This is a genomic window from Aquabacterium sp., assembly GCF_030652515.1.
Taxonomy (GTDB): domain Bacteria; phylum Pseudomonadota; class Gammaproteobacteria; order Burkholderiales; family Burkholderiaceae_C; genus Aquabacterium.
On sequence record NZ_JAUSAR010000195.1, the window covers coordinates 1 to 3,318 of the forward strand.

Here is a 3,318-nt window from a genome sequence, read left to right on the forward strand (position 1 = left end):
ACCGCCTCAGCCATGGGCATGAATCTGGTGATGTCGTAGGACTTCTGGAAAATCACTGGCTGCTTGCCCGTTCGCAAGGCCAGGTCGATGGCGTCGAGGTCGCGATAGGGGCTGCCGATGTCCTTGGTGATCTCGGCGGCGATCAGGCGCAGCACATCCGACATGCCACGGTTGAACGAATGGCTTTGCTTTTGAACCTGCCTCATGCCCCTGGCCACCAACCAGTCAAAGGTTCTTGAGCCAGGGTCGATGATTAAGCTCTGCTCATTGCCGATGGTGGCCATCTTTTTGTGCACCGATGCGTAATGCGCCAGCGCTCCCTGAGGCTGCGCCACAGCGAGTGCCTTGACGACAGTCACCGTCTTGCCACTCCCAACGTCATGCGTTCCCGTCATCGCCTTCTCCAGCGCCGCCTTCTTGAGGTGCAGCAGAGCCACAGGCAGGCCCACCACCAGGAGGTCGATGCGACTTTGCTTCATGAGATGCAGGGCGCCTCGAAGCAAGGCCATGTACTCGGGCGTGTCGGTGTACTCGTCGTGCAATTGGGTTGCACGCACGGAATCGGCCACCAGGTGGACATCGGGCCCGACCTCGTAGAACAAGTGTCCAATGGGGATGGACACGGTTTTGCGCCGTTCGGATGCCGACCAGGCTTGAGTCTCGCTGGCGCTCGGGTATGCAATAGAAGGAAAGCTGGCGCAGCGGATCTCGGTGCCCTCCGTGCCAACGACGTATTTGGTGTTGCCTGATCCGACATCCACCGCTCTGACGATCAAATCCATGATGAGCCTCCAAGGCGTGGGTTCATGAGCGATCAGCATCAGCAAGCTGACACGATCCCGCCACGGCAAACCCCGACTCAGAACACCCGATTTCGGCATCGGTGCAGATTCACTGTCAGCCTGCATGCGCCGCAATGACATTGGCCTGTTGCCAAACCTTCGGGCTCTGGGTTCTGGGGTCGCGTGTGTCACCACGTTCTCATTCGAATGACACTCGTCAACCCCTCTCGCCACGCCCGAGGCAGGCGCCATCGATGTCCATCTCAGCCCATCGAGAACCTGTGTTGGGAACCAGAGGCAGGATTTTTTGATGTCAAGCCCACGGGCTGTCTGGCGCTTGTGCCCTATCAGTAAATAAGCACGGCTCAAGGGCATGTTGCGCGCCCCTAGTTCGCCACGCTCAAACGCCCTGCTATGCGGGCCATTGCGGCTGTGGTCCTTGACCTAAGGGCCCCCGGCGAGTCCACTACAGATTCCCGAGAGCCGTCCTGGCTCTGCTCCTGATGGAGCAAAAGGCGTCGCAGTCGTTACCTGCCCTCCAAGCTCTGGTCCTTGAACCGGAATTCGCCATCGCCCCTGAGGTGATGGCCCTGAGGTCTTCTTCGCAGTGCATGCACCGATGGCCCCGCCAACTCCCTGAGTTGGGCGTTCCTGAAACGCGCCACGGTCTTCGAGCACGCAGTCGGCACCCGATGCTGAACCGCTGTTCCCGCCATCCCTTGAGCACGCGCCTCGGCGCACCGCACGGTTGTGTTTGCCTCTTTAGGCTCCCCGTGCGACCTCGCTCATGAACTCGGCACCGCCCTGGACTTTCGGTCAGGGGTGGACCCATGCGAGTGGATGGCGCTCCGAATCCAGAACTGATCCACCACAGACGCGAGAGGCCTGACCTCCGCGCCGATGCCGCCCATGCCCCAGAGGCAAACCGGCATCACCAACCCCACGGCTGCAGAAATGCACAACTGGGACGGATCACCCGTTTCGTTTTTAAGAAAGACCGAGTTGGCCGGTGTCGATGCATCAACGCAGGTACACCGACCGACAAACCTTTGGGTAGGCGCCGCACCGGTCGTGGTCGCGTGCGGCGCTGAATGCTTGACCACGAACCGATGGCGCGACGGAATCCGCGTCATCGGCGATCTCCAAGGGATTCCACTTTCACTCACCACTTCACACAACATCAACCCGCCGTTCGGGCGGCGGGCCCTTGACCATGGGCACACATCATGTCTGACTCATCCACCCCTCGATCCACAACGCCCAGATCATCACGGCGCCGGGTTCAGGAAGCATCCAGCCCTGGACGCTCAAGCCAGCACCAACCTGCACGCCGTCAAAGCTGGGCGGGCAAGTCGCCCCAGGACATACTGGCCCACTACCCCACGGGCAAGACGCCACCGCTCAAGGTGCTGGATGTGTTGATCGAACTGTTCAACACCCTGCACACCTCGATGGCCAAGACCGTCTCACACAAGACAAGGCAGGAGCGCGCCAAGTTCCTGCGCCGCTTCTTTCGGGACTTGAAGGCGAAGGCCGGGTTCAAGACGGTGCCTGACCCGCGCAACCTGGGGCAAAAGCACATCCGGGCCATGGTGCAGGTCTGGCAGCAGGAGCACCTGGCCCCGGCGACGATCCAGACCTACCTGAGCTTTCTGCGCGGGCTGGCCATGTGGATGGGCAAACATGGCTTCGTGCGATCACCAGACCATTACGGCTTGAGCGTTGACGAATACCAGCGCCATGAGTACGCCAGCCGGGACAAGGGTTGGTCGGCACATGGGGTGGACATCGACACCGTGATTGCCCAGGTCTGTGACCACGACAGCTTTGTGGGGGCATCGTTGCGGTTGATCCGCGCCATGGGGCTGCGGCGCAAGGAATCGGTGCTGTTTCGGCCATTTGAGAGCGTCGTGCCCTTCGAGTCCACGGGCCTGCCGCCCGAGGACAAGTCGGCAGATCGGTACGCGAGGATCAAGGGCAAGGGAGGCCGGGTGCGCCACATCCCTCTGGACAGCCCGGAGCGGCTTGCCGCCGTGGCATTCGCGCAGGGCGTGGTCAGCAGCCAGGATGCGCACATGGGCAACCCTGCCCATGACCTGCGCAAGAACCTCAGGCACTTTGACTACGTGTTGACCAAGTTCGGCATCACCGTGCGCGAACGGGGGGTGACCGCACATGGCCTGCGCCATGAGGTGCTGATCGGTCACTATGAGGCTCTGGCCGGGACCGCGCCCCCTGTTCGCGGCAATGGTGTTGTGGCGCCCGAGTTGGATCGCGCGGCAAGACAGGCTGTCGCCCTCCTCGCTGGCCATGCAAGGACACGTGCCGCATGTGCATACCTTGGTGCGGTTCAAGCACAACCTGCGTCAGGATCACGCGATGGGAATGACAAGCACGAGGCAACGTCAAAAGCAGTGTCATGACGAACGCCGACGGCGCAGAACCATGTCTGCGCCGTCGGCGTTGGGCAAGCTGTGCATGTCCTTGACTCAGACTGCTGACTCGGCAAGTTCATTGACCTCAGACTGAGAGTCGT

2 protein-coding genes are annotated in these 3,318 nt (G+C 61.4%); one reads left to right on the plus strand and one right to left on the minus strand.

The window, feature by feature from the left end; genetic code table 11:
- The coding region (locus Q7V20_RS22100; RefSeq protein ID WP_304795983.1) for a PRTRC system protein D at nt 1-782 on the minus strand (782 nt) is incomplete at its 3' end.
- Nucleotides 783-2,008: 1,226 nt separating this feature from the next.
- Between Q7V20_RS22100 and Q7V20_RS22105 the strand changes: the two genes are divergently transcribed.
- Nucleotides 2,009-3,205 carry a phage integrase N-terminal domain-containing protein gene (locus Q7V20_RS22105; protein WP_304795985.1) on the plus strand — a complete coding sequence of 399 codons (1,197 nt, stop codon included), beginning with the start codon at nt 2,009-2,011 and terminating at the stop codon, nt 3,203-3,205.
- The last annotated feature ends 113 nt before the right edge of the window (nt 3,206-3,318 follow it).